This is a genomic window from Candidatus Nitrospira neuquenensis, assembly GCF_979578155.1.
The window spans coordinates 171,741-194,642 of sequence record NZ_CEFZDU010000033.1 but is presented as its reverse complement, the minus strand read 5'-3'; the positions used below and the strand labels follow the sequence as shown (position 1 = coordinate 194,642).

General features: G+C 66.5%; 21 protein-coding genes and 2 pseudogenes. 9 read left to right on the top strand and 14 right to left on the bottom strand.

The window, feature by feature from the left end; genetic code table 11:
- The first annotated feature begins 32 nt into the window (after positions 1-32).
- Positions 33-251: a DNA-binding protein gene (locus AC1U7O_RS11785; RefSeq protein WP_479894972.1), complete on the top strand. Its 219-nt coding sequence runs from the start codon at positions 33-35 to the stop codon at positions 249-251.
- A gap of 166 nt (positions 252-417) precedes the next feature.
- Here AC1U7O_RS11785 and AC1U7O_RS11780 read toward each other — a convergent pair whose 3' ends face one another.
- The 9 genes and pseudogenes from AC1U7O_RS11780 to AC1U7O_RS11740 all read right to left on the bottom strand — a co-directional run bounded on the left by AC1U7O_RS11780 (position 418) and on the right by AC1U7O_RS11740 (position 14,007).
- Positions 418-909: a VOC family protein gene (locus AC1U7O_RS11780; RefSeq protein WP_479894971.1), complete on the bottom strand. Its 492-nt coding sequence runs from the start codon at positions 907-909 to the stop codon at positions 418-420.
- Positions 910-993: 84 nt separating this feature from the next.
- Positions 994-4,149: a type I restriction endonuclease subunit R gene (locus tag AC1U7O_RS11775; protein WP_479894970.1), complete on the bottom strand. Its 3,156-nt coding sequence runs from the start codon at positions 4,147-4,149 to the stop codon at positions 994-996.
- A complete protein-coding gene (locus AC1U7O_RS11770) occupies positions 4,134-5,381 on the bottom strand; it encodes an ATP-binding protein (RefSeq protein ID WP_479894969.1) in 1,248 nt (415 codons plus the stop codon). The genes AC1U7O_RS11775 and AC1U7O_RS11770 overlap by 16 nt, the downstream gene beginning before the upstream one ends.
- A gap of 159 nt (positions 5,382-5,540) precedes the next feature.
- Positions 5,541-7,763, bottom strand: a complete 2,223-nt coding sequence (locus AC1U7O_RS11765; protein WP_479894968.1) for an ATP-binding protein — start codon at positions 7,761-7,763, stop codon at positions 5,541-5,543.
- Positions 7,753-9,156, bottom strand: a complete 1,404-nt coding sequence (locus tag AC1U7O_RS11760) for an SIR2 family protein (RefSeq protein WP_479894967.1) — start codon at positions 9,154-9,156, stop codon at positions 7,753-7,755. The genes AC1U7O_RS11765 and AC1U7O_RS11760 overlap by 11 nt, the downstream gene beginning before the upstream one ends.
- Entirely contained in the window at positions 9,153-10,136 is a 984-nt protein-coding gene (locus tag AC1U7O_RS11755) for a GIY-YIG nuclease family protein (RefSeq protein WP_479895040.1), read from the bottom strand. The genes AC1U7O_RS11760 and AC1U7O_RS11755 overlap by 4 nt, the downstream gene beginning before the upstream one ends.
- 84 nt (positions 10,137-10,220) lie before the next feature.
- Positions 10,221-11,003 (bottom strand): annotated as a pseudogene (locus tag AC1U7O_RS11750) (GIY-YIG nuclease family protein); the annotation flags it as partial.
- 149 nt (positions 11,004-11,152) lie between these two features.
- Positions 11,153-12,307, bottom strand: coding sequence for a Fic family protein (locus AC1U7O_RS11745; protein WP_479894966.1), 1,155 nt, complete (start codon positions 12,305-12,307; stop codon positions 11,153-11,155).
- Between the two features lie 101 nt (positions 12,308-12,408).
- Positions 12,409-14,007 carry a class I SAM-dependent DNA methyltransferase gene (locus tag AC1U7O_RS11740; RefSeq protein WP_479894965.1) on the bottom strand — a complete coding sequence of 533 codons (1,599 nt, stop codon included), beginning with the start codon at positions 14,005-14,007 and terminating at the stop codon, positions 12,409-12,411.
- A 461-nt stretch (positions 14,008-14,468) separates the two neighbouring features.
- Here AC1U7O_RS11740 and AC1U7O_RS11735 point away from each other — a divergent pair, with 461 nt between their 5' ends.
- The gene (locus tag AC1U7O_RS11735) at positions 14,469-14,660 is read left to right on the top strand and encodes a toxin-antitoxin system, antitoxin component, Xre family protein (RefSeq protein WP_479894964.1); all 192 of its coding nucleotides are present in this window, start codon (positions 14,469-14,471) and stop codon (positions 14,658-14,660) included.
- Positions 14,661-14,954: pseudogene (locus AC1U7O_RS11730) on the top strand (type II toxin-antitoxin system PemK/MazF family toxin); the annotation flags it as partial.
- A 24-nt stretch (positions 14,955-14,978) separates the two neighbouring features.
- On the opposite strand, the gene AC1U7O_RS11725 reads toward AC1U7O_RS11730, so the two are convergent.
- Genes AC1U7O_RS11725 through AC1U7O_RS11705 form a run of 5 tightly spaced genes read right to left on the bottom strand, consistent with a single transcriptional unit; the run spans position 14,979 to position 18,816 of the window.
- Entirely contained in the window at positions 14,979-15,707 is a 729-nt protein-coding gene (locus tag AC1U7O_RS11725; protein WP_479894963.1) for a TPM domain-containing protein, read from the bottom strand.
- Positions 15,707-16,510: a nucleotidyltransferase domain-containing protein gene (locus AC1U7O_RS11720; RefSeq protein WP_479894962.1), complete on the bottom strand. Its 804-nt coding sequence runs from the start codon at positions 16,508-16,510 to the stop codon at positions 15,707-15,709. Before AC1U7O_RS11720 ends, AC1U7O_RS11725 begins: the two co-directional genes overlap by 1 nt.
- 17 nt (positions 16,511-16,527) lie before the next feature.
- On the bottom strand, positions 16,528-17,802 hold the full coding sequence (locus AC1U7O_RS11715) for an FAD-dependent monooxygenase (protein WP_479894961.1): 1,275 nt from the start codon (positions 17,800-17,802) through the stop codon (positions 16,528-16,530).
- Positions 17,803-17,831: 29 nt separating this feature from the next.
- Complete coding sequence (locus tag AC1U7O_RS11710) at positions 17,832-18,413, bottom strand: phospholipase D-like domain-containing protein (protein ID WP_479894960.1); 582 nt, start codon at positions 18,411-18,413, stop codon at positions 17,832-17,834.
- Between the two features lie 25 nt (positions 18,414-18,438).
- A complete protein-coding gene (locus AC1U7O_RS11705) occupies positions 18,439-18,816 on the bottom strand; it encodes a hypothetical protein (protein WP_479894959.1) in 378 nt (125 codons plus the stop codon).
- 211 nt (positions 18,817-19,027) lie between these two features.
- On the opposite strand from AC1U7O_RS11705, the gene thiS reads away from it, so the two are divergent.
- The 6 genes from thiS (at position 19,028) to AC1U7O_RS11675 (ending at position 22,883) form a co-directional block, all read left to right on the top strand.
- Positions 19,028-19,228 carry a sulfur carrier protein ThiS gene (gene thiS / locus AC1U7O_RS11700; protein WP_479894958.1) on the top strand — a complete coding sequence of 67 codons (201 nt, stop codon included), beginning with the start codon at positions 19,028-19,030 and terminating at the stop codon, positions 19,226-19,228.
- Positions 19,225-20,154, top strand: coding sequence for a cysteine synthase A (gene cysK, locus AC1U7O_RS11695; protein ID WP_479894957.1), 930 nt, complete (start codon positions 19,225-19,227; stop codon positions 20,152-20,154). The genes thiS and cysK overlap by 4 nt, the downstream gene beginning before the upstream one ends.
- Positions 20,155-20,228: 74 nt before the next feature.
- Positions 20,229-21,092 (top strand): HesA/MoeB/ThiF family protein, encoded by an 864-nt coding sequence (locus tag AC1U7O_RS11690; RefSeq protein WP_479894956.1) that lies wholly within the window; start codon positions 20,229-20,231, stop codon positions 21,090-21,092.
- A gap of 29 nt (positions 21,093-21,121) precedes the next feature.
- On the top strand, positions 21,122-22,372 hold the full coding sequence (gene thrC / locus AC1U7O_RS11685; RefSeq protein ID WP_479894955.1) for a threonine synthase: 1,251 nt from the start codon (positions 21,122-21,124) through the stop codon (positions 22,370-22,372).
- Positions 22,369-22,647: a MoaD/ThiS family protein gene (locus AC1U7O_RS11680; RefSeq protein ID WP_479894954.1), complete on the top strand. Its 279-nt coding sequence runs from the start codon at positions 22,369-22,371 to the stop codon at positions 22,645-22,647. The genes thrC and AC1U7O_RS11680 overlap by 4 nt, the downstream gene beginning before the upstream one ends.
- Entirely contained in the window at positions 22,644-22,883 is a 240-nt protein-coding gene (locus AC1U7O_RS11675) for an NIL domain-containing protein (protein ID WP_479894953.1), read from the top strand. The genes AC1U7O_RS11680 and AC1U7O_RS11675 overlap by 4 nt, the downstream gene beginning before the upstream one ends.
- Positions 22,884-22,902 lie beyond the last annotated feature (19 nt).

The following is a 22,902-nucleotide window of genomic DNA, read 5'->3' as shown; positions in this document are numbered from 1 at the left end:
TCCACTGCACAAGGAGGAAATCGCCATGCGCGGTGGTCACCGCGCGCCTCGACGAGGAAGCGGATCGGAAGTCGGAGCGCCTGGCCAAGGAAACCGAGCGGCCGAAGAGCTACTTCATCACAAAGGCGCCGGACCTGTACCTGGAGGAATGTGAGGACTACCAGCCTGCGCTGGCTCGGCGGGCCGATCGCGACGACGAGGCCTTGCCCCCGGCGCAGATGAGGAAGGCGCTCCGCCAACACTCACCATGACGGCACCTGCTCCCTGACAGGGCTGAATGTGGTCGGTTCGAGCCGATCGACCATCAGGCCCCCTTTTTCGTCGCCAACAGCTTCAGCTTCGCCTGAAACGCAACGCCCCGGTTCAGCGGCGGGCCGCGCAGCGGACCGTCCGCTGCAACCGGTTGTTAGCTGGTGTTCACGAGTTGTAAGCGTTCTGAAGCGCGGCAATGTCTATCTTCACCATCTTCAACATTTCATCGGTGACCCGTTTCGAGCGGGCCGGATCTGTATCGCGCATCATCTCATCCAAGATGGCGGGCACGATTTGCCATCTGAGACCGAACCTATCGATGAGCCATCCGCATGCCTGTTCTTTACCGCCGCCCTCAAGGAGCGTGTTCCAGTAGTGGTCGATTTCTGCCTGATCCTCGCACAGCACGACCAATGAGATAGCATCGTTGAAGTCATGATGCGGCCCCGCACTGATGGCCTGAAAGCGCTGGCCAAGCAGGGTGGAATCAACCACCTTGACCGATCCCGGCGGGCCGCTCGGTGATTCGCTCAGAAGCGACGTCACGTGGTCCACCCGTGAGTCGGGAAAGATGGACACGTAGAATCTCGCGGCCTCTTCAGCTTCCTTTGAATACCAGAGATGTGGAAATATCTTCGAGCGCGCTTTTGATGCCATGAGGTTACCTCCTCCAGCTAACGCTCCGGTTCAGCGGCGGGCCGCGCAGCGCCGTCCGCGGCAACCGGTTGTTAGACGCCCCTCTCATGCGGCCGCCCATTCCGCAGACAGGAGCGCGGCCTGCTCCAGCACTGTCTGCGTCGCCTTTTCCTGCTTGTCCGGCGGGTACCCGTACTTGCGGAGGATGCGCTTGACGAGCACGCGGAGCTGCGCTCGCACATTCTCGCGCAGGGTCCAGTCTATGGTCACGTTGTTTCGCACGGTCGCGACCAGCTCGCGCGCGATGGTTCGGAGCGTCTCGTCGCCCAGTACCTTCACGGCGCTGTCGTTCGTCTCGAGCGCGTCGTAGAACGCCAACTCCTCCTCGCTCAGGTTCAGCTTCTCGCCGCGGGCGTTGGCCTCGCGCATGTCGCGAGCCAGGGCGATGAGTTCCTCGATCACCTGCGCCGCCTCGATCGCTCGATTCTGATAGCGGCGGATTGTCTGCTCCAGCATCTCGGCGAAGGAGCGGAACTGGACGAGGTTCTTGCGCCGCCTGGTGGCGAGCTCGCCCTTCAGCAGCTTCTGCAGAAGCTCGACGGCGAGGTTGCGCTGAGGCATGCCGCGCACCTCGGCCAGGAACTCGTCGGAGAGGATGGAGATGTCGGGCTTGTGGAGTCCCGCCGCGGCAAAGATGTCCACCACGCCTTCGGGAGCTACGGCGCGCGAGATGATCTGGCGGACGGCGTGGTCGAGCTCCTCCTCGGGGCGTACCTCACCCGGCGCGCGTTTGGCGAGCACCGCCTGCACGGCCTGGAAGAACGCCACGTCGTCGCGGATGGCGAGCGCCTGCTCGTGTGGCACCGCGAGCGCGAAGGCCTGGGAGACTTCCCGCACGGCCCGCAGGCAGCGGTCCTTGCCGTTCTCCAGCGCGAGGATGTGCTCCTGCGCGGCCGGCAGGAGGCTCAGGCGCTCCTGCGGTGTGCCCGTCGTCCAGCGCGACCGGTCGAAGCCGTGGAAGAGGCCGCAGCAGACCTCGTACTTCTCCAGCATGAGCGCGACCGCTTCCTCCTGATCCAGGGCCGTCCGCCCGGTGCCCCCGCTCTCGGTATAGGTCGCGAGCGCGGCCTTCAGCTCGTGGGCGAGCCCCAGATAGTCCACCACCAGCCCGCCGGGTTTGTCGCGAAACACGCGATTCACGCGCGCGATGGCCTGCATCAGCCCGTGGCCGCGCATCGGCTTGTCCACGTACATCGTGTGCAGGCTCGGCGCGTCGAAACCGGTGAGCCACATGTCGCGCACGAGCACCATGCGCAGCGGATCGGCGGGGTCGCGAAAGCGGTTGGCCAGCGCCTCGCGCCGCGGCTTGTTGCGGATGTGGGGCTGCCAGTCCGTGGGATCGGAGGCGGATCCGGTCATCACGACCTTGATCGCGCCCTTGTCATCGTCGTCGTGCGCCCAGTCGGGACGGAGCCGGACCAGCTCGCGGTAGAGCTCGACGCAGATGCGCCGGCTCATGCACACGATCATCGCCTTGCCGTCCATCGCCTCGAGCCGCTTCTCGAAGTGCTCGACGATGTCCCGCGCGACGATCTTCAGGCGCTTGTCCGCGCCGACGATGGCCTCGAGTTGTGCCCACTTGGTCTTGAGCTTCTCCTTGCGCTCGACCTCCTCGCCCTCGGTGGCCTCCTCGAAGTCCGGGTCGATCTTCGGGCGCTCCGCTTCGTCGAGCGCCAGCTTGGCGAGCCGGCTCTCGTAGTAGATGGGCACGGTCGCGCCATCCTGCACCGCGCGCTGGATGTCGTAGACGCTGATGTAGTCGCCGAACACCGCCCGCGTGTTCGCGTCGGCCAGTTCGATCGGCGTGCCGGTGAAGCCGATGAACGATGCGTGCGGCAGGGCGTCGCGCATGTGACGCGCAAAGCCGTCGATGAAGTCGTACTGGCTTCTGTGCGCTTCGTCGGCGATGACGACGATATTTCGCCGCTCGGAAAGGGTCGGGTGGCGGTCGCCCTTCTCCTCCGGAAAGAACTTGTGGATCGTCGTAAACACCACACCCCCGGCGGCCACGGCAAGCAACTCCCGCAGGTGGGCCCGGCTCGCGGCCTGCACCGGAGGTTGGCGCAGCAGGTCCCGGCAGCGCGAGAAGGTCCCGAAGAGCTGGTCGTCGAGGTCGTTGCGGTCGGTGAGCACGACGATGGTCGGGTTGCCCATCGCCGGTTCGCGGATGATGCGGCCGGCGTAGAAGGCCATGGTCAGGCTCTTGCCCGAGCCCTGCGTGTGCCAGACGACGCCGACGCGGCGGTCGCCTGGCTCGCCGCCAGGCCGCTTGCCAGCCTCGTAGCGGCCCGGCGCTTCGGCCACCCGGTCCGCGGCCCGCGACTGCGCCGCGCGCAGCGTCTCCGCCACGGCCACCTGGACCGCGTGGAACTGGTGGTAGCCCGCCATCTTCTTGACCAGGCGCCCGCTCCCGTCGTCCTCGAAGACGATGAAGTCGCGCACCAGGTCGAGGAAGCGTCGCGGCGCGAACACGCCCTCGCTCACAACTTGCAGCTCGGGAATGTGGGGATCGGCGAGCCGCTCGCCCGCGATCGTGCGCCACGGCTTGAACCACTCGCGCCCGGCGCCGAGCGCGCCGACGCGCGCCTCGACGCCATCGGAGACGACCAGCACGCCGTTAGGCGCGAAGAGCGAGGGGATCTCGGCCTGGTACGTCTGGAGCTGCTGGAATGCGGTCCAGATCGTCGCATCCTCGTCGGCGGCGTTCTTGAGCTCCAGCACCGCGAGCGGCAGGCCGTTCACGAACAGCACGACGTCCGGCCGGCGGCTGTGCTTGTTCTCCATGACGCTGAACTGATTCACGGCCAGCCAGTCGTTGCCCGCGGGATCGTCGAAGTCCAGCACCCGCGCCTGCGCGCCGCGAACCTCGCCCTCGCGCGTGCGGTACTCGACGGTCACGCCGTTCACCAGCAGGCGGTGCAGCGCGCGGTTGCGCTGCATCAGGTCCGCGCCCTCCGGCCGCGTGAGCTTGCGGAAGGCATCCTCCAGCGGCTCGGCGGGGAGATCGGGATTGATCCGCGCCAACGCGTCGCGCAGCCGCTGCGCGAGGACAACCTCGCCATAGTCGCGCCGCTCGGCTGCCGGCATGTCGGGGGCGATGTCGGGGCCGTGGGCGATGCGCCAGCCGATGCTCTCCAGCCAGGCGAGTGCGGCCTCTTCGACGACGGATTCGGTGAAGGCGGTCGTCACGGCGCCTCCCATAGCGCGCGGATCGGCAGGGCAAAGAAACCTTCTCCGAACCGCAGGCTCATCGCCCCATCGTAGAGCACCACGCCGCAGGCAAAGCGCCGGCCGGCGGCGTCCTTGAGTTTGCGCAGGCCGCGGAAATCGGCGGCCGTCACTGTGGCCGCCGCCTTGACCTCGATCCCCGCCACCGCGTGCGCGCCCTGTTCGAGCACGATGTCCACTTCATAGCCGTCGCGATCGCGAAAATGGTGAAACGCGAGCGCCCGTTCATGCCAGCTCGCCTGCCGCTTGAGCTCCTGGAACACGAAGGTCTCGAGCAGTTGTCCCAGCAGCGCGCGGTCCGCCTTCAGCGCCGCTGCGTCGGCACCGAGCAGCGCGCAGGCGAGCCCCGTATCGCCAAGATGCAGCTTCGGCGTCTTGACGAGCCGGCTCAGGCGGTTGGTGTGCCACGGTGGCAGTTCTTCCAGCAGAAACACGCGCGACAGCAGGGTCAGGTAATCGCGGATCGTCGGCCGGCTGAGCGCAAACGGCGCGGCCAGATCCGAGACGTTGACAAGCCGTGCCGTCTGCGCGGCCGCCGCAGCCAGCAGGCGCGGCACGATATCGAGCGATGCGATGCGGGCGAGTTCGCGTACGTCCCGTTGCACGATCGCTTCCAGATAGGCTTCGTACCAGCGTGCACGCCGTCGGCCGGCCGAAAGCTTGAGCGCGGCAGGGTACCCCCCGGCCACGATGCGCTCCGCCAAGGCCGCTCCGAGGCGCTCGAAGGGGCGCATCTTGAAGCCGGCGTCGAACAGCCGTTCGAGAAACGACGGCCGCGTGCGCTCGATTTCACACTGCGCAAGTGGATGCAGGCGCACGATCGCCATGCGGCCGGCCAGCGAATCGGAGAGCTTCGGCAGCAGGAGCACGTTGGTCGAGCCCGTCAGCACGAACCGCCCGGGGCGCCGGTCGCGGTCGATCGCCGCCTTCAGCGTGACGAACAACTGCGGGACGTGCTGCACCTCGTCCAGGATCACGCGCGGCGGCAGATCGGCGACGAAGCCCACCGGATCCGTCGTCGCGACGCTGCGGATCGCATCGTCGTCGAAGCTCAGGTACGCGTAACCCGCGCGCGCGCCGACACGCTGTGCGAGCGTGGTCTTGCCGCTCTGGCGCGGACCGTGGATCAGCACCGCCGGCGAATCGTGGAGCGCCTCGGTCAACCGATCGGCGGCGAAGCGGGGATAAAAGTCCGTCTCGGGCATCGGCTGATCGTAACCTCTTGGCCCGGCTGATTGCAAGGTTATGGTACGGCTGATTGAAAGAGTACAGTTCGGCTGATCGAAAGCCGTGGGGCCGCCAGCCTGCGCCTTCGAGCCAGGCGAGAGCGGCGGATTCGACGACGGATTCGGTGAAGGTTGTCATCAGGTTTCGACCTCATCGGTCGCGCCTGCCGATGAGGGCTCATCACCGTCATCGCGCTTTCCTTCCCACTGCGCGCAGATGCCCTCTACATCGACGGCCGGCGCAGCATCGCTCACCCAGTAACGGTAGAACTGAGGATCGCGGCTTCTGGGCACCGGCCGCGCCTCCCGAATCTTCACAAGCGCAGGCGCTGGAACGCACTCGCCGAGGACGAGCGCCGTTTGCGGGGCGAGCGCCGGGATCTGCTCCAGCATCGGCCCGTAGATGCCGGGAACGATCTCCTTGAAGTACCGCAGATCCTCGGGATTCTGCAGTCGGTGCACGATAAAGCTGCTGCACTGCGACAGCACCGTCTTCGAAAGCTCGCTCGGCCTCTGGGAAGCAACGACGAGGCTCAGGCCGTACTTCCGGCCCTCGCGTGCAATCCTTTCGAACACGACGCGGGCAATCGACTCTTCCTCTGCGAATCGTGGCTGTTGGATGTAGTTCTGGGCCTCCTCCAGAACAAGCACGACCGGGAGCGAGCCGCGCGCTCCTTCGCCGCCGTGCTCGCCGAGCCGCTGAAGGAACTCGAGGATGAGCCGACCGATCAGCGCAGTGACGTTTTCCAGCACCTCCGCGGCGAGCAGGCTCAAGTCCAGAATGACAACATCAACAGCACCGGCCTTCTCGCGCTGGCGGTCGTAGAAGGGGAGGCGCGACTTCGGAACCGCGGTTTCGTTCGACAACGAGACTTCCGAGGAGAAGCCGATGCCAAGCGTGTCGCGAAGGAACGCAGAGAGGATGTGTGACGCGTCTGGATATGCATCGAACAGGAACCGAAAGCGCGGGTCTTCGAAATACCTTCTGATGCGCAGAAACATTGGCCCACATGCATCCCGTACGCGCCCAGGGTTACCTGACTCCACCTGTTCGCGCATGGCGCTTTCAAGGGCTCTCTCTAGGAACTGGCCACGATCAAAGCGCCGCGGCTGATCGGCGCTCACGTCAGCGTTCCCCTCCGGTCGATTGCCAACGATCTGGTTGAGCATTTCCAGGACCGGGTCAATGGCATTACGAATCTGCTGCAGTCTTGTTCCACCCAGTCCACCTTGGTTGCCCTGCTGACCTGCCTGTTGTGCGATAGTTAGAACCGTGTTAAGTGCCGTCTCCCATTTCGTGAGTACCTCTTGACCAAACGCCTCGTCGAGAGCTTGGACATGGCCAGGGAATGTCGTTCGATACCGGAGGCCGTCGGTACATCGCTGTTGAACGTTGGTGGGAATTGCCCATTGCTGGTTTGGTGCGTCGTTTTCAATCAGCGCAAGAATCTGCCGACACGCAGTTCTCAGCACTTCGAGTGCCGCAGCCGGTGAACTAGAGTCCGTCGCGCCCGTGCGCGCCAGGCGCAACGCTCGAAGTAAAACAGGCGCCTGCAGTCCCTCGCGCGCCTGAAAGAGCCGCACGAAATCCTCGGCGTTCATGAACCAGTACGGAATGGCAAGACGCTCCGCCGCCAATCTGGGATCAGACGGGATGTAAAGAGCCTTGACGGAGCCGGCATTCTCCCAAACCCCACCGTCCTTCTGTTTCTGGAACGCAGTGCGGTATTCGCCGTTGGTGTCCAGGATCACGACGGTCGTCCGCTTCACGGCCGGCTGCTCGTGAATCGACTGAATCAGGCTGGCAATGGTGCAGGACTTGCCGGAGCCAGTGCTGCCCAGGATGGCGGCGTGCTTTCCGAAGAAGGCGTTCGGGTCGATCCGGATGGGCCTCCCTGTCACTACGGCTGACTCGCCAATGGGGATGCAGTAGCCGGGTTCACTCGGGTCGGGCGCTGCCGTGGCGCCCTGCTCGATCGGGCCGAAAATCGCATCGAGGTCAGCCCTTCCGGCCAGGTGGACCGGGTTGTCGAGCACCGGAAAGAGCGAAACTCCCTGCCGAAACTTCTCGCCGTCGATCGTACCGATGAGTGTCGCCTTCATCAGGCGCCGGGCGGCGGGAAGCGCCACCATCGTTCGGTCGGCCTTCATCTCAGCCTCTTCTACGAGCACTACGCGAGTCACCATCGCAACGAGACGCCGCGCGCCCACTGGGATGATCACGTAGGAGTTGATGCGTCCGACTTCCTGAGGGCCCTCATAGGTGCTACGGCTCATCCCCTTGAGGTCGCGGTTCAGCTCGATGCTGACCTGGGCTGTGTCCACGGCGACCACGCGCCCGATTTCTGAGTCAGTCGCCATTGGGAGTGTCCCCCTGCGTGGGGCTGTTCTTCGCGAGTGCGCGGTGGGTGGCGAGCACCTTCTTGCGGATTTCCTCGTCCCGCAGGTCGGGAAGGACATGCTCCACGAACCCCGCAAGGGTTCCCAGTCTCGGCCCCTCCGCGATCCATACGCGTCGATCCTTCTGCTTCCGTAGCGCCTTCACGAAGTCGCTCTTCGGCGCCGGATCCACGATGACGAGGGTGAAGCTCGGCACGGCGAGAGCCTGACGGATAACCGCGTTCACGTGCTCGTCGCCGAAGCCGTAGCCGATCACGAACAGTACCGACTGCGGCCGAGCGAGCGCGGCAGCGAAGCGGCGGAACAGCTCCGAGTAGGGCGAGCCCAGCGTCTCGCCGTATTTGGCTGGCGTCGGGTAGATCAGGAGAGGTTGCTTCCCGTCCTGGTCGAAAACACCGGCTTGGACGCCGTAGGGATCGTCAATCGAAGGTTCGTTCGCAGTCCACGTGATCGAGCCGTGCAGCTTGTAGAGGTGCAGCACCCGGTCGAAACGGTGGACGCGGCCTTCCGTCGTCTCCGCCGGGAAGTAGAGATCCTGCTCGTAGCTCTCGGGCCGGAAGATGCGGCGCTGGGTACCGACGAAGCCGTCCAACAGCACGACCCCCTCGGCGTCAGAAGCCTGCTCAACGAGCGTGTCGTAGTTGAGCGTGAAGACGTTCACGCGCTTGAGGTTGAGCGGACGCGTGAGGAGCTTGCGCACGAGGGCCTTGAAGATAGCGAGTCCGTCCTCTTTGCCGGACGTCGGAAGCTGACAAGCTCGCGCCAGCGCACGCGTCGCGTGATGCAGGCATTCGTCGAGGTCTTCCGACTTGGCATCGAGCCCAGGGGTGCCATCAAGACGCAGCCGCCCTCCGGCTTTTGGGAGAGCCGCACGCCAGCGATGCAGCGTCGCAAGCACTTGCTCAAAATTGGCCGAGAGTTTTTCAACCTGAGCGCCCCTCAGTGTTTCTCGACGTTCAATGATCTCGTCACGAGTAATCGGCGTGTCCGTGTTGCCCGCGCAATGTCGCACCGCGACGTAGAAAATCACGAGCCAGCGTCGAATGCGCGGCTTCTTGTCGCCCGTAATGCCTTCCTTAAGGATGGCCTGCTCGACCATCAGCGGGATCGTGCCGATCAGTGGTCCCCCGCAATCCACTGAAGCGCCCGCACCGAGCAGGAACGACACGGTTTCGGTCTTGAGGAGCGTTCCGACGCGGACGCGGATATCGTCGAGCGTCTCGCGTGGCAACGGCAGAGGCGGTGTATCTTCAGCCGCTGCACTCTCTTGAACGGATTCAGCCGGGGCTGGCGCGAGCAGGTCCTCACCGCCAATCTCGAAGCAGTCCTTGGGCTGTTGATTCGTTCCGGTCATAGAGCGCGCTCCTTTAAGAATCCCTCCGCATCCTTCACCCGCAACTCGCCGGAGATGAGCTTGGGCAGCAGGGCGTCGCGCAGGGCGGCGAGGGTTCGAGACTCCGCGCTAGCTTTGCTCGCGCGCGCGAACATGGACGCGACGATACTGCCGAATGCGTGAGCAATCGGCTCCGGGCAGGAAGTCAATAAGTAGTGGTCAAGCGATTCCGCGGGCACACGTTGCCGCCCACTGGACCCCGTCATGCTCTGAATCGCAAAGTCCCTGAACCCATCGCTGCGTGCGAGGCAGTATGCGAACTCTGCCGGCAATGGCGGCTTCGATCGCAAGACGATGTATTCAGTGGATCCCCAGCCGATCTGGCCAGGTGCGAGGAAGTCTACAAATGCGGTCTTGCCATTCTCAAGGCAGGGCGTGATACGGGCGACCAGCGTGTCGCCATTGACGAAACGCATCCCCGACCCGAAGGAACGCTCGATTACCGAGTCCGGCGAATGACCGCGCGTCGGCATGTTTGCCATATCGAGGTAAGGCGCAACCTCGCCCTTACGCAGCGCGCGGGGTGGATTCACTTCGATGAGCTCAGGCAGCCGCTTTACCTCCCACCCCCGCGGAATCTCCCCCAGCTCCGAGTCCTCGAAGGAATCCGGGAAGAGGTCGGCGAGGGGCTGGGGCAGGCCATCCGCAATATCCCGTCGGGCTATTTCCAGCTTCAACCACTCTCGGCCTGAGCCGGTCTTTAGCTTCTTCTCGCGCTCAACAGCAGCCGTCCGGGACTCACACCGCTCCCAAAAGGCTACGCGCTTCGGCGGATGCCGCTTGGTCCAATCCGCGCCCTTACCCTTCCGGTGCTCCTCAAAACGCCGCTCCAGGTTGTCTGTGTGCCCGATGTAGATGCTGCTGTCATCACACTCCAACGCATAGGCGCACCACGCGCCGGGCTTTGGCCACGCCGGGGTCGCCTGCCTGCCGGCAGGCAGGCGGCCTTCGGCCTTGGCGCGGACGGGGTCGCCTGTCTGCGTGCGGGCGGCGATTTCGTGCTTCAGCCACTTGCGCCCATATCCGGTCTTCAGCCAATTTTCGCGTTCGACCGCTGCTTCGCGCGATGGCTGCTTCTCCCAATACGGCACTTGCACGGGTGGGTGTTGCTTGGTCCAACTCGCACCTTTGCCGCCGACATGTTGCAGCCATCGCTGCCGCAGGTCTTCCGTCTGACCGATGTACAGGCTGCCATCGTTGCACTCGATCGCATAGACGTACCATGTATTGGGCTCAGCCTGCGGCAGAAGCAGCGAAGGATCTCTTTCCTTCGCCGCCATCTTCGCCCGCACAGGCAGGAAGTCCACGAACCACGACTTGAAGAGCGCCCGCGCCATCGCCTCCAGCGTCTCGCTCATCCGCCGGTTTAGCTCGATCTTGTCGTCCAGCGTGCCGAGGATGTGGGCGATGGCGCGTTGTTCGGGCAGGGGCGGAACACGAACAGACAAGCTGTAGAAGGATTCGCGGCTTGTTGAGGGGATAGCGGACCCGCTGTCCAGCGAGTTGATGTCTTGAGCCAGCAGTTCGTAGTAAGCCCAGCGGAGGTCGATCTGGGTTTTCGGACTCAGGTAGAAGGCCGTGTCGATCACGAAGAAGGGCGCGGGCGAATAGTGGACGCCCCGGTACGCGCCCTTGCGTCCGATGATCACGCCGGCGTGTGGACACAGCGCTTCGTCGTGCCAACCAATCGGCCCATTCGTCCCAAAGACGCGAAATCGACCGCCGTTCTGCCCGTGTCCGCGCAAAGCCCGCCCATACTCAAGGGTCGCGAGGTCACCCCATCTCTGCTCGCGCCACTCACCCGCCATACCCCAGCTCCTTCATTGAGCCTCGGTGAGGCTCAACCCTCACCCCAGCCCCTCTCCCAGTGGGAGAGGGGAAGTTTTGGCGATGGCGGCGTCGAGCTTGGCGGGCTCGGCCTGCTGTTCGCGCGTCATGGCGATACGTCCATTCGGTCTCATGCCCGCCCCTCTTCGGATTCCTCGAAGAGCCGCACATACGGCTCGAAGCGGAAGCGCCGGTTGCGCGCGTAGCCGGTGATCTCGCTCAGGACACCGACGTCCACGAGGCGGCTGACGAGCTGGTTCGCGCCGGCGGGCGTGATGTCGAGCCATTTGCGCACCGTGGCCACCGTCACGATGGGGTGATCGAAGAGTTTTTCCAGAATGCGGTGACCGTTGCCCGCAGCGCGGCCGAGTCTTTCCGTGATGCGGGCGCGATGGTCCTCGCGCATGCGAAGGATGGCCGCGACGGTCTGCGTCGCCTGGCCCGCGACCTCGGCCACGCCGCGCAGGAAGAAGGCAAGCCAGCCCTCCCAGTCGCCCGTGTCGCGCACGGCCTGGAGACGGTCGTAGTATTCGGCGCGATGGCGCTTGAAGTAGTGCGAGAGGTAGAGGACCGGACGGGCGAGTCGTTTGCGCTCGGTCAGCAGAAAGGTAATCAGCAAACGGCCGAGACGCCCATTGCCGTCGAGGAAGGGGTGGATGGTCTCGAACTGGGCGTGCGCCAGACCCACCTGCACGAGGACCGGCAGGGGGCTTTCTGAAGGCAAAAAGCGTTCGAGGTCGGAGAGTGCCTGCGGAACTTCATGCGGCGGCGGGGGCACGAAGGTCGCTTCCCGCAACGTGCAGCCGGCCGGGCCGATCCAGTTCTGCGAGGTGCGCAGTTCGCCCGGCGTGAGCCGGCCGCCGCGCACGCCGCGCATGAGCTCGGCATGAATCTCGCGGATCAGCCGCACCGAGACGGGCAATTCAGCCAGGCGGGCCAAGCCGTGGTTCATGGCCTTGACGTAGTTGACGACTTCCGAGACGTCGGCCGGCGCATCCGGATCGTGCAGCCGCGCTTCCGCCATCAGGAGGTTTTGCAAGGAGCTTTGGGTGCCTTCGATCTGGCTGGAAAGCACGGCTTCTTTCCGGACGTACATAAAAACGAAAAGGTCGGGATTGGGCAGGGTAAGGATGGACCCGTCCAGCCGGCCCAGCGCGTAGTCGGCCTCAGACAGCAGCGCCCGTAGCGGATCAGCCAAATCCACCGGCGGGTCGGGCGGCAACGGCGCCGGGATGAAGGCGCGGTAGCCGGCGGGCTGCTGAACGTAACGGCCGGCGCGGGTCATTTTGTTTTCTCCTGCGTTAATCATGGGTCGGTTTTCGCCTCATGTTAAACGCTGCGTTTACCAAGACGCCGAAGGCCGGTCCATATTCAACGCAGCGAAGATCACCCGCCATACCCAAGCTCCTTCAGGTTGGCGGCGATGGCGGCGTCGAGCTTCGCGGCTTCGGCCTGTTGCTCCCGGAGTTGCGCCACCAGCCGTTGCATCTTCTGGTCGAACGGTTCGTCGTCTTCTTCCTGTTCGGCGGCGCCGACATAGCGGCCCGGCGTCAGCACATGGCCGTGCTTGCGGACTTCCTCCAGCGTCGCGGATTTACAAAATCCGGGGACATCCACGTAGGGGCGGGGTGACCCCGCCCCTACGTTCTCGCCGCGCCAGGCGTGGTAGCTGTTGGCGATCTTCTTGATGTCCTCATCGGTCAGCTCGCGGTGGGTGCGGTCCACCATGCGGCCCATCTTGCGCGCATCAATGAAGAACACCTCGCCGCGGCGGTCGCGGAACTTGCCGTTCTTGCGGTCGCGTGCCAGAAACCACAAGCACGCCGGGATCTGCGTCGAGTAGAAGAGCTGGCCGGGCAGCGCGACCATGCAATCCACGAGGTCGGCCTCGATCAGGGCCTTGCGGATCTCGCCCTCGCCGGACTGGTTGGACGACATCGAACCGTTGGCGAGCACGAAGCCGGCCACGCCCGCTGGCGCGAGATGGTGGACGATGTGCTGCACCCAGGCGAAGTTGGCGTTGCCGACGGGCGGCACGCCATAGCGCCAGCGCTTGTCGTCGCGCAGCCGCTCGCCGCCCCAGTCGGAGACGTTGAAGGGCGGATTGGCGAGGATGAAGTCGGCCTTGAGGTCGGGGAAGCGGTCGTTGTGGAACGTGTCGCCGTGGGCGATCTGGCCGTCGATGCCGCGGATGGCGAGGTTCATCTTGGCGAGCCGCCAGGTGGTGTAGTTCGACTCCTGGCCGTAGATCGAGATGTCGGCCCTGGCCTTGCCCGCCGCCTGCCTGCCGGCAGGCAGGTTGCCGTTGCCGCTCGCGTGCGCGCGGATGAACTCCACCGACTGCACGAACATGCCCGAAGAGCCGCAGCAGGGGTCGTACACCCGTCCGCGATAGGGCTCGATCATCTCGACCAGCAGCTTCACCACGCAGCGCGGCGTGTAGAACTCGCCGCCCTTCTTGCCCTCGGCACTCGCGAACTGCGAGAGGAAGTACTCATAGACACGCCCCAACAGATCGTGGGCGTGTCTACCCTCACCCCCGTCCCCTCTCCTACTGGGAGAGGGGTGGCCGGCAGGCTGGGGTGAGGGTTGATCTGATCGAAAATCGATGTTTGAGATCAGATCAATGAGCTGGCCGAGGCGCTGCTTGTCGAGCGCGGGCCGGGCGTAGTCCTTGGGCAGCACGCCCTTGAGGGCCGGGTTGTCGCGCTCGATGCCGGCCATCGCGTCGTCCACGAGGCGGCCGATGGTGGGCTGCTTGGCCTGCGCCTTCAGGTGCGTCCAGCGCGCCTCGGGCGGCACCCAGAAGATGCTCTGCGCGCGGTACTCGTCGGGGTCTTCGGGGTCGGCGCCCTTCGCCTTCTCCGCGACGAGCTTCGCGTGGCGCTCCTCGAAAGCGTCGGAGATGTACTTGAGGAAGATGAGCCCGAGGACGACGTGCTTGTACTCGGCGGCGTCCATGCTGCCGCGCAGCGCGTCGGCCATCTGCCAGAGTTGGGCTTCGTAGCCGACGGTGGCGCCTGTGGTGTTCGCCTTGCTCGTGTTGTTCCTTAGCTTGGCCAATAGCTACCTCATTCGATCGATGCGCTGCGGCGGACCTCAGGGGCGTCTAACTATTAAGTCTGCTGCAGGCTACCTTGCAGCATAGCGCGGGAGCCTACGCAGCCTACTGGAAAGCAACTCTAGAATAAAATCAGACCCTTATCAAGAGGTCGCCCCGCCTGGCTGTCCGAGATAGACTGCGAATCCTGCAGTCTATCCGGCTATCAGCCCGCAGCACATCCTGGCCAACCATGAGGCTGTCCACCAGCAGGCTGGTCGCAATGACGACGAGCATCCCTGGGGAAGTCCTCGTAGCGGCCACTGCTCGCCGGTCAGATGGGGTGGCTGGCTTGCCCCTCCGGTCCTGACTGTTGCGATAACAGGCCCCCACGAGAGGGAGCACCGTGACCAAGCGCCTCGAACGGGCCTTCGCCAAAGCTTCCAAGCTGCCGCAGCAGGAACAGGACGCGCTCGCTGAGTGGCTCCTTGTGCGCCTGCAAGAGGAGCGTCTGACTCACGCTGCCGCGAAGCTTGCAGAACCCGCCTTCCAACAGGCCTGGGACAAGCCCGACGACGCCGATTATGACCGGCTATGAATTCGGGCAAGCCCATTTCCGTTCACTGACCAGACAACCACCAAGAAACGCCCAGCCGTGGTTGTGAGCAGCCGCGCCTACCACGCAGAGCGACCCGATTCGATGGTGATGGCGGTAACCAGCCAGGTGAAAAGCACTGTCGGTGTCGGAGAAGTGACGATCGCGGAGTGGAAACAGGCTGGGCCGCTCAAGCCATCGGTCATCAAGCCGATTCTCACAACCTTTGAGCCTCGACTCGTCATCGAAAGACTCGGACGACTACACGAAACGGACCGATCCGCTTTAAAGCAGGCGCTTCAACCGATCATGGGCCTATTGCTACGTCCACCCCTCCCCGCCCGCCCCGCCGCCGAAGCCGCCGTACTGGCCGCCGAAACCGCCCTGGCCGCTGCCCCAGAACTCGCCCCGCCTGATGCCCCCGTAGGGATGGCGCAGGTCGGGGCGACTGATCCACCAGAGGAAGAACAGCACGGCGACGCCGATGAGGCCCGTCATGAAGATGCCGAGCCCCCGCGAATGGGCCCGCGACAGGGTCCCGACCCGCAGGTGCTGCGCGGAGGTGGCCAGCACGACCGCCGCGCGGTAGAGGCCCTCTCCGTACTGCGCGTCCCGGACGGCGGGCTGGAGCGACTTGGCAGCGATGTCCTGCAGGACCGACGCGGGCACGATGAGGCTCAGGTTCCGTCCCAGCGTGAGCGCAACCTGGCCCTCCTTGACCGACAGCAGGATCAGCGCCCCGTACTCCTGCTGTGCCGTGCCCACGCCCCACTGTTTGTAGAGGGCCCCGGCGTAGGCCTGAGCCGTCGGGTAGCCCGCCAGGTCGCCCACGGTCACGACGACCATCTCCACGCCGGTCTTGCGCTCCAGGTCCTGGCAGACGGACCGGATGCGGGCCCTCCAGTCCGCGTCCAGCACGCCCGCATGGTCGCTCACGTAGCCGAGCGGACCGGGCAGCGGCGGCTTCTCTTGTTCCCCTTGAGCCAGGACCGGCCCCGGCGCCGCGAGCAGCGCGGCCAGGCAGAGCACGCCGAACCCGAGGCGTCCCACTAGGTCCCCGCCCCCGACCGGCCAAGCCGCCCTTCCGCGCGCAGGCGCGCGACGCGCTCGGCGAGCGCCTGCAGGGCGCCGCAGTAGCGATCGAAGAGCCGGGGCGCCTCGCACTGGCCCGGCGTCAACTGGCCGCGTTTCAGCCGGAGCGCATCCCGGATGGGCGCGAGGTCGAGCCCGACCGCATCCTGGAGCCCGTCCAGCAGGTCGTCGCTCGTCTTGGCCGGCGCGCGATCAAGCAGGCGCGCCAGCCCGCGCAGGCAGCAGAGCAGGCTCGTGACCGACAGGGGGATCAGGATCAAGGCGGCCTCGGCCGTGCCCCCGCCCTCCACGAACCGCTGGCGCGTCCTCAGCAGGTTGGCCCGGACCTCACGCTCGCACTGCTCGGGCAGCCGCCGAAGGTCCGGCGAGAGGGCCGTGAAGGGATCGTCGCCCGCCAGGAGCAGGTGGTGCTCCACGAGGTCCAGGCACTCGAGCGGAAACAGCGAGGGCAGGGCCTCCAGCTCCGTCCTCGTCAGGAGCAGGGGCACGACGATCCGTTCGCGGCTCCACCGCTTGTGGGCCTTGGCATACCGCTGAAGCCGCCCGACCTCGTGCGCCGCGACCAACAGCAGGAGGTTCAGGTTGGACCGCCCGGGCAGGTATTCGCCCCGCGCGGCGCTTCCATAGAGGATCACCGCCTCCAACGAGGGACCGAAGATTTCCGCCGCCTCGGCGAGGAAGGCGCGCAGGACCGGCCGCGTCTCCTCCGGCAGCAGCCGGCCCGCCGCCTCGTTCACCGCCGGGCCTGCACCGGCGCCCATCGGTGTTCCGCCCCCGCTCATTGCAGCACCGCCTCCGGCGGGAGCCGGTCGGCCGAGGGGTCGGGCAGGAAGCCCGCCGCCATCAGGCGGTCGAGCAGCCCGAAGGCGGGACGCTCCCGCAGGCCCGCCGTCGCCGTGAGCACCTGATAGCGCAGGCGCCGGTTGCGGTCCAGCGTGCGGAAGACGCGGTCGCGCAGGACGGCCAGGACCGGATTGCCCGTGTTCCAGAGGAGCACCTGCTCGTCGGCCATCCGCTGCAACATCTCCACCTGGGGCCGACGCCGGCGCTCGTACTCCGCCAGCGCCCCCGCGGACAGGTCGTCCCGCTCCAGGCAGCGGGGGATCAGGTCGGCCAGGGCCATCGCGTCGGCCATGGCCTGCATCCGCCCCTGCGAAGCATGGGGATTCATCGCGTGCGCCGCGTCCCCGATCAAGGCCGCGCCGTCGGCCGTCCAGCGCGCGGTCTTGACCCGGCCGGTCGGCATGTAGGCCGTCTGGGTCCAGTCGGACAGGGTGCGGAAGGTGCGCTCCAGCGAGGGATCGATCCGCGCCCAGCGGTCCTGCAGGGTCCGGAGCCCGGCCGCCTGGACCCGCTCCATCGAGCCGGCGGGGATCATGTAGAAGAGATAGACGCGGTCGCCCGCCGCGGGGAAGACACCGAGGATCTCCCGGCGGCCGACAACGTACCGGGACTCCTGTAAGTCGTCCGGGTTGTCCAGGAGCGCGATCAGATAACCCTCGCGATAGCGATGGACCCGGGCCGGGATGGCGAGGGCCTCGCGGACCTTGGACCAGGCGCCGTCGGCCCCGACGACGAGCCTGGCTTCGATCCGTAAGACCCGCCCGCCGCGCTCGACCTCCACGCCAGCCACACGGCCCCCCTCACGCAGGAGCCCCCTGAACGAGCAGCCGTAGCGGAGGCCGCCGGGCGCCGCCTCTTCCAGCGCGCCGAGGATCGCGTGGTGGGCGACGTTCGGCAGGGTGACGACGGCGCGGTTGTAGGGGGCCGGCAGCATCCCGTAGTCCACGGTGCAGAGCCGCTCCCCGCCCGCGCGCAGGAAATGAAAGTAGCGCACGGACCGCGTGGCGGCGGCGGGCAGGCTCTGGAGGACGCCCAGCCGGTCCAGGATCTGTTGGCCGTTCGGCTGCAGGATCTCCCCACGCAAGCCGGCCGGCGGCCCCGGCGCCTGCTCCAGCACGATGCTCGCGATCCCCCGCCGCGCCAGCGCCAGGCCGAGGACGGCCCCCCCGCCGCCCGCGCCGACTACGACCACATCCGTCCGCTCGTCCATCCCCCGCCCTTCGCCGGCCTCCGCGCGCCCTACCGCCACTCGTGGTAGCGGACCTGGTCCTTCCACATCGCCAGGAATTTGTCCTTCGCCTTCGCGGTGACCGCCCGGTCGGTGATGATGTCCAGCCGCTCGTCGTTCCAGCGGTTGGCGCTCCCGGTGTGGTTCGCGGAGCCGGTCACGTTCACCTCGTCGTCCACCACCACCTGCTTCATGTGCATGAGGCCGTCGTGCCGGTTGACCTTGATGGGGACGCCGGCGAGCCGCAGCGTATCCAGCGCCGCCCGCTGCTTGGGGTCGTCGAGCCGCTCGCGGTCGGTGATGAGACGGACGTCCACGCCGCGCTTCCTGGCCTCGACGAGGGCCTTCACGGCGGGGGGGAAGGTGAGGCCGTACACGGCCACGTAGATGTAGCGGCGAGCCTTCTCATAGAGCCCGACCAGCCGCTCGACGGGCAGGTCTTCCGGCGCGTAGTAGACCTCGACGGTGGCGGCGGGCGCCGGCGCGGGCCGAAACGGGGCGGTCGCCAGGGCCAGCGCCAGGATCGCCGCGCCGAGCCGCGGCGCGGGCCGGCCCGAGCGCCGCCCGCCGCCGTCGATCTGGTCGCTGATCACGTCCGCGCTCCGCCCGGCAGGCCGGTCAACTCGGCTCGAACACGAGGTGGAACTGATCGTCGGCGGATTCCCAGGCCGCGGGGGACGCCTTGATGAGCCAGTCCTTGAGGTAGGCCTTCTGGCCGGGGGTGAGCATCTGCCTGATCTGGTGGGTCCGGCCCTGGAGCGGCTGCAGGAACCCCGCGCGCTTCTGGAAATCCAGCGTGGCCGTCCTCACGTAGATGGTGGTGTAGGCGGTCGGCGCGTCCTCCTCGCCCTCTCCTTGAACCCAGACGGAGATGAACTTCTCCAGGTTCAAGCCCGCGCTGTCGAGGGCGGGATCGGTGTCGTGGAACAGCTCGTTCTCCGACTGCGACAACGGCACGGACTCCTGGTGCCGGAACATGAAATTGCGCTTCCACATCGTGGCGTTCCCGTCCTCCCTCGTCCCTCGTCCCGACACCGCGGCGCCGTCGGCGGCTCCTTCCGCCGGGCGCGGCGACCGCGCCATAGTGGCGGCGGAGGGAGCGGAAAGTCAACCCCGCCGGCGCGCCCGCCGCGTCCTTGACAAGCCCGCGCGCCATCTGGTAGCGTCTCAAAATTCCCGTGTTTCCTGGCCTACTTGGGAGCCCTCGATGCAGGTGACGATCAACGGCAAGCCGGAGGAGGTCCAAGCCGCGACGGTCCTGGACCTGCTCAAGGCCAAGAACATCGACCCGCACATGGTGGCGGTCGAGCTGAACCAGGGCATGGTCGAGCGCGACCGCCTCGGCACCACCCCCGTCAAGGCAGGCGACCAGATCGAGGTGCTCTTCTACATGGGCGGCGGCCGATGACGGCGCAGGCCTACCGCGAGATCACGGCGCTCATCGGCGGGACGCCCCTCGTCCGCTTGAACCAGCTCTCCCCGCCCGGCGGCGCGACGATCTACGCCAAGGTCGAATCCTTCAACCCCGGCGGCAGCGTTAAGGACCGCATCTGCCTCAACATGATCAACGAGGCGGAGCGGCAGGGCAAACTCAAGCCCGGGGCCACGATCGTCGAGCCGACGAGCGGCAACACCGGCATCGGCCTGGCCCTGGTGTCCGCCGTCCGCGGGTACAAGCTGATCCTGGTCATGCCGGAGAGCATGAGCATGGAGCGGGCCAGCCTGCTCTCCTCCTACGGCGCGCAACTCGTGCTCACGCCCGCCTGGGAGGGCATGAAGGGCTCGATCAAGGAGGCCGAGGGCATCGTCGCCCAGAACCCTTCCTATTTCATGCCGGACCAGTTTTCCAACCCGGCGAACCCGGCGATGCACCGCAAGACCACCGCCGTCGAGATCTGGGACGCGCTGGAAGGCAGACTGGACGCCTTCGTGGCCGCGGTCGGCACCGGCGGGACGATCACGGGCTGCGGCGAAGTGTTCAAGGAGCGCAACCCCCGGATTCAGGTGGTGGCGGTCGAGCCAGCCGGCTCTCCGGTACTGTCGGGCGGCGACCCCGGTCCCCACAAAATCCAGGGGATCGGCGCGGGCTTCGTTCCGAAGGTGCTCAACCGTGCTATCCTGGACCGCGTCATCACGGTCACGGACGACGAGGCCTACCAGACGGCCAAGCTGCTCGCCAAGAAGGAAGGGCTGCTGGTCGGCATCTCGGCCGGCGCCAACGTCGTGGCGGCGCAGCGGGTCGCGGAGCTGCTGGGACCGGACAAGACGGTCGTCACGGTGCTGCCCGACACCGGCGAGCGGTACATCAGCATCGAGAAATATTTCAACATCTAGCGCAGGAAGCGCGCCCGTGAAGCGTCGCCCGCCGGCGTGAGCCGGCCGGGGCTTCACGAACGACGAGCGACGCGATGAGCTTCACCGACGAGCAGATCACCCGCTACAGCCGCCACATCCTGCTGCCCGAGGTCGGGGGCAAGGGGCAGAAGAAGATCGCCCAGGCCCGCATCCTCGTCATCGGAGCGGGCGGCCTCGGCTCGCCGGCGGCTTTCTACCTGGCGGCGGCCGGCGTCGGCACGCTGGGCCTCATCGACAGCGACGTCGTGGACCTGTCCAACCTGCAACGCCAGGTGATCCACTTCACGCCCGACCTCGGCCGCCCCAAGGTCCTCTCCGCCAAGGAGAAGATCCTGGCCCTCAACCCCGACGTCGCGGTCGAGACCTACCAGGAGCGGCTCACCGCCGCCAACGCGCTGGGGATCGTCGGCAAGTACGACGTGGTCCTGGACGGTGTGGACAACTTTCCGGCCAAGTTCCTGATCAACGACGCCTGCGTGATGGCGGGCAAGCCCCTGGTGCACGCGGGCATCCTGCGGTTCGACGGCCGCGTCACGACCATCGTGCCCGGCAAGTCCGCTTGCTACCGCTGCGTGTTCAAGCACCCGCCCCCGCCGGGGCTCGTGGCCTCCTGCCAGGAGGCCGGCGTGATCGGGGTGCTCGCGGGGATCATCGGGACGATCCAGGCGACCGAGGCCCTCAAGCTCGTGCTGGGGATCGGCCGGCCCCTGACCGACCGGCTGCTGGACTTCGACGCGCGCCGGACCCTGTTCCGGGAGATCCGGGTCCGCCGCAACCCCGACTGCCCGGTCTGCGGGGAGCGGCCGACGATCACCGAGCTGATCGACCACGAGCAGGAGGTCTGCGTCGTGAAGGGAGCCGCCGGGAGCGACCGGCCCGCGGCGCTCGGTCGGGAGCAGGCTCCGCTCCGTCGCTGACGGCCTCGGCTTCCCATGTTGGTGACGCCATGCCCAAGATGAAAGCCCTTGTCTGCCGGGAATGCGGGAAGGACTATCCGACCGCGGCCATCCACGTCTGCGAGCTGTGCTTCGGCCCGCTGGAGGTCAAGTACGACTACGAGGCGATCAAACAGGTCGTCTCGCGCCAGAAGATCGAGGCCGGCCCCCACAGCATGTGGCGGTACGCGGACCTCCTGCCCATCGAGGGGGCGCCGACGGTCGGCCTGCACGCCGGCTTCACGCCGATGGTGCGGGCGCGCAACCTGGGCGCCTACCTGGGACTGGACGAGCTCTACATCAAGAACGACACGGTGAACCACCCGACGCTCTCCTTCAAGGACCGGGTCGTGGCGGTGGCCCTGAGCCGGGCCCGCGAGCTGGGGTACGACACCGTCGCCTGCGCGTCCACGGGCAACCTGGCCAATTCCGTCGCCGCGCACGCCGCGGCGGCGGGCCTGCGCTGCTACGTCTTCATCCCCGGCGACCTGGAGGCGGCGAAGGTGCTCGGCAACCTGATCTACCGGCCGAACGTCGTCGAGGTGGAGGGCACCTACGACGACGTGAACCGGCTCTGCAGCGAGATCGCGGCCGAGCACCGGTGGGCCTTCGTCAACATCAACATCCGGCCCTATTACGCCGAGGGGTCCAAGACGCTCGCCTTCGAGACCGTCGAGCAGCTCGGCTGGCGCGCCCCGGACCAGGTCGTGATCCCGATGGCCTCCGGCTCGCTGCTGACGAAAATCTGGAAGGGGCTGAACGAGCTGCGCGCGCTGGGCCTGATCGCCGCCGTGCCGACGAGGATCAACGGCGCACAGGCCGAGGGCTGCTCCCCCATCGCCACGGCCTTCAAGGAGGGCCGGGACTTCTTCAAGCCGGTCAAGCCGAAGACGATCGCCAAGTCGCTCGCCATCGGCAACCCGGCCGACGGCTACTACGCCCTGAAGACGACCGCGGAGAGCGGCGGCGCGATGGACGTGGTGACCGACGACGAGGTCGTCGAGGGCATCAAGCTGCTGGCCCAGACCGAGGGCATCTTCGCGGAGACGGCCGGCGGCGTGACGGTCGGGGTCCTCAAGAAGCTGGCGAAGCAGGGCGTCATCAAGAAGCAGGACGTCACCGTCGCCTACATCACCGGCAACGGGCTGAAGACCCAGGAGGCGGTCATCGACGCGGTCGGGCGGCCGGTCCGCATCCAGCCGAGCCTGGTGAGCTTCCAGCGGACCTTCAAGATGGGCAAACAGGGAGAGGGAGACGCATGATCAGGGTCCGCATTCCGACGCCGCTCCGGCCGCTCACCCGAGGTCAGGGGGAGGTCGAATCCACGGGGGGCAGCATCGCCGAGATGATCGAGGCCCTCGAGGCCTCGCATCCCGGCCTCAAGGACCGCCTCTGCGACGAGAAAGGCGAGCTGCGCCGGTTCGTGAACATCTACGTGAACGAGGAGGACATCCGCTTCCTGAAGGGCAAGGACACGGTCCTGAAGGACGGCGACGAGGTGTCCATCGTCCCGGCCATCGCGGGGGGACGGGCATGACCAGCCTGCGGTTTCACATCCGGTTCCCCGAGGACAAGATCAAGGAACCGATCATCTACCAGATCGGCCACGAGTACAGGGTCGTCACCAACGTCCGCCGCGCCGACGTCCGCGAGACCACGGGCTGGATGGACGTCGAGCTGACGGGCGAGGTGGCGGAGATCGAGCGGGCCGTGGCCGGCCTGCGCGCGAAGGGCGTCCTCGTGGACCCGATCGAGCTGAACGTGGTGGAGTAGCCGGTGTCCACGCGGCGAG